3 protein-coding genes are annotated in these 5,907 nt (G+C 69.4%); 1 reads left to right on the top strand and 2 read right to left on the bottom strand.

Annotation, left to right across the window (positions count from 1 at the left end; genetic code table 11):
• A partial coding sequence (locus tag GX015_RS01725; RefSeq protein WP_291342318.1) for a hypothetical protein occupies window positions 1-1,066 on the bottom strand: 1,066 nt, incomplete at its 3' end.
• On the bottom strand, window positions 1,053-4,415 hold the full coding sequence (locus GX015_RS01720) for a DEAD/DEAH box helicase (RefSeq protein ID WP_291342317.1): 3,363 nt from the start codon (window positions 4,413-4,415) through the stop codon (window positions 1,053-1,055). The genes GX015_RS01725 and GX015_RS01720, both read right to left, overlap by 14 nt.
• A 318-nt stretch (window positions 4,416-4,733) precedes the next feature.
• On the opposite strand from GX015_RS01720, the gene putP reads away from it, so the two are divergent.
• A partial coding sequence (gene putP / locus GX015_RS01715; RefSeq protein WP_291342315.1) for a sodium/proline symporter PutP occupies window positions 4,734-5,907 on the top strand: 1,174 nt, incomplete at its 3' end.

Raw genomic sequence — 5,907 nt, 5'->3', positions numbered from 1 at the left:
CGTCATCGTCATCGTCATCGTCATCGAAGGACGTCGCGATGACGCCGTCGTCATCCTCTCCCCGCGGCCGCCCCGGCCCGTCGCCGATGTCGACGTCATCGAAGGACGGCGGCGACGTCAGGTGGTCCCAGCAGTCTTCGAGATCCGACACCGCCCGCAGCGTCTCCACCGACAGCACCGTCGCCGACCGCAGCGCCGCATGCAGCAGCGTCGGGTCGGTGTCGCGCAGCACGACCATGGGCTCCGGCGTCGGCACCTCGATGGACGGCAGGTCGTTGCCCCAGAAGTCGCGTTCCACCAGTTCGATCACGGGATCCGTCGCCTTCGGCCCCGTCTTCCTGCGCACGGGCCCGCCTCCGTCACCATCCGCCCCGTGCTTCGCGGCCGATTTCGCCGCGGCCTGCGCCATCAGCCCCGCCAGCCGGTGCTTCGCCTCGTGCACGCCGATGCCGCGCAGCTCCAGCGCGTTCATCGGCTCATCGTCGATGGCGCGCGCCGCGGCGGTGAGCACCGCGATGACGTGCTTGCACACCGGAATCGGGTCGGGGCAGGAGCACCGCGGCGTCGGGGCCTCGGTCGTCGACAGCAGCAGCTCGTCCAGTTGCGCATCGGGCAGGACGCCGCGCGCGAGATCGTCGGCGGCCCCGTCCGCCTCCGCCAACCACCGCAGCACCCCGTCGGCGGCCCCGGCGTCGCGGTACGGCAACTTGATCACCACGGTGAACGGCTCGAGCTGGCTGCCCTTGACTTCGCCGACGATCTGCCCGTCGACCATGCGGAACCCCAGCACGTTGCCATCGCGGCAGTACGCCTCGCCGCGTTCCAGCCGCCCGTCGTCGGCCCAGTTCACCGCGGAGTCGTACAGCCTCCGCGCCACGACGGTGCGCGGCGCCAGGGACTTCGCCCCAGCTATACGACGACCCGCCGCATCCTTCCTCCCCCGCCCACCCCGGGAGGCGCCGCGGGAGCCCTTGCCGGTGCCCGATCCGCCCGTACCGCCGGCGGCGCGCGCACCGAAGTCGGCGTAAATGACGTTGTCGCCCCAGGTCACATCACCGTTCGCCATGGCGGCCCTCCTTCTTCGCCCGGCCGGACTTCGCGCCGAACTCGATCACGTCGGCCAGCGACGCGTCGTTCATCGCCGCCGAGTTCTCCGCGGCCCCCGCGTTTTCCTCGGCCTTTTTCGCCGCCTTTTTCGCCGCCTTCTTCTCCGCCGTCTCCCGCGCCCACTCATCCTCGACGGTGTGCCCGGCCTCGGCGGCGGCCGCTGCGCGGTGCGATCGGGCGTCGTCGAGCTTCCACAGGTGGTGGAGCTCGTCCAGGCCCAGCTCGGTCAGCCACGACTCGCCGGTGGGCATCACCGCCCGCGCCAGATCTACCTTGCCGGCGATGACCTGGTCGATGCGTTCCTCGATGGTGCCCTTGGCCACGAGCTTGTGCACCTGCACGTCGCGCCGCTGGCCGATGCGGTACGCGCGGTCGGTGGCCTGGTCCTCCACCGCCGGATTCCACCACCGGTCGACGTGCACCACGTGATTGGCCGCCGTGAGATTCAGGCCCGTGCCGCCGGCCTTGAGGCTGAGCACCATCACCGGCGCCCCGGACTCGGCGTTGAACTCGTCGACCATCCGCTGCCGCGCCGCGCGCGTGACCCCGCCGTGGAGGAACGGGATCTCGCGGCCCAGGCGATCCGACAGCCACGGCTGCAGCATGTGCCCGAACGCCGTGTACTGGGTGAACACGAGCACGCGCTCGTCGGCGAGCACCGCGGCGTCGACGATGCGCTCCAGTTCCGCGACCTTCCCCGACCGGTGCCGCCCACGATTGAGCAGCGGTGATCCGTCGGCCTGGAAATGCGCGGGATGGTTGCAGATCTGCTTGAGCTTGGTGATGCCCTGCAACACCAGCGCCCGCCTCTTCATCCCCTTCGCGGCATCGACCTCCTTCTCGAGCTCCTTCACCCACCCGCGGTACAACAGCGCCTGCTCGGCGGTCAACGGCACGACGGTGATCGCCTCGTCCTTCTCCGGCAGGTCATCGAGAATGCCGGGGTCGGTCTTCATGCGCCGCAGGATGAACGGTGCGGTGATCGCGCGGAGCTCGTCGGCGACCTGCTCGTTGCCGTCGCGCTCGATGGGCGCGGCGAACCGCGACCGGAACGACCGCGCCGAGCCGAGGATGTTGCGGTTGCAGAAGTCCATGATCGACCGCAACTCGCCCAGGTTGTTCTCCACGGGCGTGCCGGTCAGCGCGATCCGCTGGCGCGCGGGCAGCAGCCGGACGGCCCTGGCCACGGCGGTGTTGGGGTTCTTCACCGCCTGCGCCTCGTCGAGGATGACGTGATCCCACTGCACCGCACCCCATTCGCCGGGGTCGCGCGCGATGATGCCGTAGGTGGTCACCACGAGGTCCGCCCCCTCGGCGACGCGCTTCAGTTCCTCGCCGCGCGGCCGGTTGCCGCCATGGAGCACCTTCACGGCAAGGCCCGGCGCGAACTTCGCCGCCTCCTTCGCCCAGTTCCCCACGACGGACATCGGCGCGACCAGCAGGGTCGGGTATCGCTTTACGACGCCGTCCAGCGCCCGCACCGAGGGGCCTCCCGCGTCGAGTGCGGCGTCGAGTGCCTCGCGGGCGCGGCGCTCCTCGTCGGTTTCGGCGGCGAGACGCGCCTCCTTCTCGTGGAGCAGGAGGGCGAGGATCTGCACCGTCTTTCCCAGCCCCATGTCGTCGGCGAGGATCACGCCGAAACCGGCGTCGGACATCCACGCCAGCCAGTCGAGGCCGCGGCGCTGGTATTCGCGCAGCTCGCCGACGAAGCCGTCGGGGGTGGGCACCCGGGGCCGATCGAACTCGACGACGTCGCCGACGGAGCCTTCGGAGGCGTCGGTGTACCGGCCCTCGACGGTGGAGCCGTACAGAGATCGCGCCCAACCACGGGCGTCGACGTCGACGGGCACCGGGGCCTGCGACACCGCACCTTCGGCGAAGTGGATCTCGCGCAAGGACGCCGAGCCCTTTCCGGTGGCCTCGCCGGCCTTCGTCTGCTCCTCGAGGAACTTCAGGGCCTTGCGCGTCGCTTCCGGATCTGCCGCGATCCACGTGTCGCGCAATCGCACGAGACCGGAGCCGGAGTCGGACAGACGGCGAATCTCGTCGTCCGACAGCACCTCGTCGCCGAGCGTCAGCCGCCACTTGTAGTCCACGATCTGGTCGAATCCGACGCGCGACTCCGTGGCGCCGCGCACCGATCCCGTCGGCTGCTTCTCCTGCGGGTCGACTTCCAACCTCAGCGACGGCCGGGCATTGACCCACGACCGCGGGAGCATGACGGCGATGCCGGCGTCGCGCAGATCATCGACGCCGCGGGCCACCAACTCCACGACCTGCTTCGGGCTCAGCAGCAGGTCCAGCCCGTCGCCTTCCGAAATGGCGTCGCGGAACACCGGGAACGCCCGCTGCGCCACCTCCAGCTGCGGACGCAGCTGCGTGAGCACCGACCCACGGCACATCGCGGGATCCAGTCGCTCGGGGGCATCGACCCCGATGCGGTAGTGCATGCGCAGCGGCCACCACAGGCCCTCGCCGTCGTCCCCGCCGAGACCACCGGCTCCCGCTCCGCCGCCCGCTCCGTCCCCGCCTCTCCGGTTGACGATGTCGATGACCCGCCCATGATCGGGATCGTCGAAATCCTCGGGCTCCTCGAGCACCAACAGCAACCGGACGTCCTCGCCCGCCGCCGACGACCGCCACAGCGCCAGATCCGTGGCCACCTCCGGCGTCGCCCGCCGCAGCGGCTCCGAATCCAGCAGCGACCGCACGAACGCCTGCCGCCCCTTCGGCGGATCCGCCAGGTCCGCCAGCAGAGCGTTGACCGTCCAATGGAACAGCCGCCCCATCAGGTCATCGAGCATCCCTCCCCCGCCATTGACCATGAGCACCGGCGGAGTGCGCTGCGCGACCTGCGCCCGCCACGCGGTCTCCTTCAATCCGTCGGGCAACCGCCACTGCGGCCACCACTCGCCGTCCTCCCACGTCACCGCGACCAGCGCACGCCCGGCGCGCGCCCACCGCTCCAACGCCTCCTGCAGCCGGATGAGGAACCGCAGATCCGGGGCGAACGCCGCGTCGCCGACGTCCCCGCGCATCGACTCCAGCACCGTCACCGCACGCTCCGGCACGAACGTCCACGTCGGCAACACATGCCGCACCGTCTTGCCCTTCGGCGTGCGCAGCTCCACCTCGGGGCGCCCCCTGGGCACCGACGACAGCGCACCGACGGCGGCGGCGGGCAATGCGGCACGTGCGCCGTCGTCAAGCGCCCCCAGCACCCGGTGCCCGTCCACCCGCTCCAACCACAGATTCAGCCCCGTGCCGGGCAGCCACAGGCCGTGGAGCAGATGGGTGGTCGAAGACATGCCCCGATCATGCCACCCGGCCCGGATCGCGCCGGGGCGTGCCGGGGAAAACGTTCGAACACCCGGCGTTCGGCGGGCGAACGCGGCCGTCGCACGCCCGTCGCTCCGCCCGGCAACCACCACCGCCATGACCCCCGCCACATTGTTATGGAGTCGTTATTCGTGCCGCTCACAGGCGGCATTAAGGTTCCAAATAGGGCGGTGGGCCGGAAAAACCCTGGTCACCGTTTTGCACGGCCCGCCGGGAACATGACAACGTCGGAAAGTCACTTTTACGCACGTAGACATGATTTCCCACACCAGAAGGAGTGGAACCACTTGGAAACGACGACTTGGTATCTCATCGCCATCGTCATCTACCTGGCCCTGATGCTCTACATCGGCTACGCGGCCTACCGGAAGACCACCGAGTACGACGACTACATGCTCGCCGGCCGTGGCCTGCACCCGTTCATCGCGGCGCTGTCCGCCGGCGCGTCCGACATGTCGGGCTGGCTGCTGATGGGCCTGCCCGGCGCGATCTACCTGTCCGGCCTCAACCAGACGTGGATCGCCGTGGGCCTGTGCATCGGCGCGTGGGCGAACTGGAAGTTCACCGCCCCGCGCCTGCGCAGTTACACCAAGGTGGCGAAGAACTCGATCACCATCCCGTCGTTCCTGGAGAACCGCCTGGAGGACCGCACCAAGGTGCTGCGCGTGGCCTCGGGCATCATCATCCTGGTCTTCTTCACCTTCTACGTCTCCTCCGGCATGGTCGCCGGCGGCCGTTACTGGGAGTCCACCTTCGGCGGCGACTACATGGTCGGCCTGCTGCTGGTGTCCGGCGTGACCGTGCTGTACACCCTCTTCGGCGGGTTCCTGGCCGTGTCCTACACCGACGCGGTGCAGGGCATCATCATGTTCCTGGCGCTGATCATCGTGCCGATCACCGCCATGTTCGTGCTCACCGGCGAGGGTGAGCCGGTCTCCGACATGTTCTCCTTCGCCGCCGAGAACCCCTACCCGGGCAGCGAGGGCGCCCCGGTCGAGGGCTTCTTCAACCCATTCTCCGGCATTTCGTTCCTGGCCACCCTGGGCCTGCTCGGCTGGGGCCTGGGCTACTTCGGCCAGCCGCACATCATCGTGCGCTTCATGGCGCTTCGCTCGCCCTCCGACGCCGTCGCCGGCCGCCGCTACGGCATCACCTGGCAGGTGCTGTGCATGATCGGCGCCACCATGGTCGCCATCGTGTCCACCGTGTTCTTCGCCCGCCACCCGGAGGCGTCGATCACGGACAAGGAATCCTACGAGACCATCTTCCTGGACCTGACCCGCGTCATCTTCCACCCGCTGGTCGCCGGCCTGATCCTGACGGCCGTGCTGGCCGCGATCATGTCGACCATTTCGTCGCAGCTGCTGGTGTCGTCGTCCGCGCTGATCGAGGACCTGTACCGCGGCGTGGTCAACAAGAACCTGAAGTCGTCGACGTCGATGCTGGCGTCGCGCATCGCCG

It is taken from the genome of Corynebacterium sp. (genome assembly GCF_012837295.1).
Classification (GTDB): Bacteria; Actinomycetota; Actinomycetes; order Mycobacteriales; family Mycobacteriaceae; genus Corynebacterium.
The sequence above is the reverse complement of the archived record's forward strand: the minus strand, read 5'-3'. Positions and strand labels throughout refer to the sequence as shown.

Excerpts from the sequence above, each read along its gene's own strand:
- GX015_RS01720 (WP_291342317.1), bottom strand. The coding sequence starts at position 4,415 with ATGTCTTCGACCACCCATCTGCTCCACGGCCTGTGGCTGCCCGGCACG.